Below are 1,573 nucleotides of genomic sequence, written 5' to 3'. Positions count from 1 at the left end.
TTCGGGAGGGCGTTTACCACGGTGTGGTTCATGACTGGGGTGAAGTCGTAACAAGGTAACCGTAGGGGAACCTGCGGTTGGATCACCTCCTTACGAAGAGCTCGTAAGTGCTCACACAGATTGTTTGTTTAGAAGAAAGAGTCACTTTATTGGGTCTGTAGCTCAGGTGGTTAGAGCGCACCCCTGATAAGGGTGAGGTCGGTGGTTCAAGTCCACTCAGACCCACCAATTCTACTTATTAAGCTGATTTTAGCTTGATTGGTTGATGAAGTGAGACAATGGGGCTATAGCTCAGCTGGGAGAGCGCCTGCCTTGCACGCAGGAGGCCAGCGGTTCGATCCCGCTTAGCTCCACCATTAAAGATATCTCTATTATTCGATGATGAAAAAATTATGTTTGTATTTACTTGAGTTAAAAGATGAGTGAATAGAAAGATAAAGCTCTTTAACAATTAGGAACAAGCTGAAAGAAACGAGTTCTCGTTTTTACGGAAAACTTTTATTTTTGGTTTAATGATATATTTAATAAATGTTGAGTTAAACTGATTAAACTAAAAGTACTGAAGTAAAAAAGAGAAAAAAAGCGTAAATTGAAAACCAAGACAACTGTGAGTTGTAAGGTTAAGAAATTAAGCGTACACGGTGGATGCCTAGGCAATCAGAGGCGAAGAAGGACGTGTTAATCTGCGAAAAGCGACGGTAAGCCGATAAAAGGCGCTATAGCCGTTGATGTCCGAATGGGGAAACCCAGTGTAGGTGGCTACACTATCATATAATGAATTCATAGTTATATGAGGCGAACCGGGAGAACTGAAACATCTAAGTACCCCGAGGAAAAGAAATCAACCGAGATTCCCTAAGTAGCGGCGAGCGAAAGGGGAGGAGCCCAAGCGGGTAGCATGATGTATTAGTGGAAGCGTCTGGAAAGTCGCACGATAGAGGGTGAAAGTCCCGTACATGAAAATGCATGATGTGGAAGCTTATAGAGTAGGGCGGGACACGTGATATCCTGTCTGAAGAAGGGGGGACCATCCTCCAAGGCTAAATACTCCTGATTGACCGATAGTGAACCAGTACCGTGAGGGAAAGGCGAAAAGAACCCCGGGAGGGGAGTGAAATAGACCCTGAAACCGTGTACGTACAATCAGTGGGAGCTGTTACCGTTGGGTAATAGTGACTGCGTACCTTTTGTATAATGGGTCAGCGACTTATATTCTGTAGCGAGGTTAACCGAATAGGGGAGCCGAAGGGAAACCGAGTATTAACTGTGCGTTAAGTTGCAGGGTATAGACCCGAAACCCGGTGATCTAGCCATGGGCAGGTTGAAGGTTGGTTAACACTAACTGGAGGACCGAACCGACTAATGTTGAAAAATTAGCGGATGACCTGTGGCTGGGGGTGAAAGGCCAATCAAACCGGGAGATAGCTGGTTCTCCCCGAAAGCTATTTAGGTAGCGCCTCATGAGTAACTGTTGGGGGTAGAGCACTGTTTCGGCTAGGGGGCCATCCCGGCTTACCAACCCGATGCAAACTCCGAATACTGACAAGTTTAATCATGGGAGACACACGGCGGG

Annotated in this window: 2 tRNA genes and 2 rRNA genes; all 4 read left to right on the top strand. The window is 46.2% G+C overall.

The annotated features are described in order from the left end of the window. Positions 1-93 (top strand): 16S ribosomal RNA (locus tag A9G45_RS12725); the annotation flags it as partial. 58 nt (positions 94-151) lie between these two features. Next, positions 152-228, top strand: a tRNA-Ile gene (locus tag A9G45_RS12720). A gap of 52 nt (positions 229-280) precedes the next feature. After that, positions 281-356, top strand: a tRNA-Ala gene (locus tag A9G45_RS12715). 262 nt (positions 357-618) lie between these two features. Then, positions 619-1,573 (top strand): 23S ribosomal RNA (locus A9G45_RS12710); the annotation flags it as partial.

The organism is Gilliamella sp. HK2, assembly GCF_001690265.1.
GTDB classification, from domain to species: domain Bacteria; phylum Pseudomonadota; class Gammaproteobacteria; order Enterobacterales; family Orbaceae; genus Gilliamella; species Gilliamella apicola_C.
Note: the sequence above shows the minus strand (reverse complement) of the source record. Positions and strands in the feature narration are given on the sequence as shown.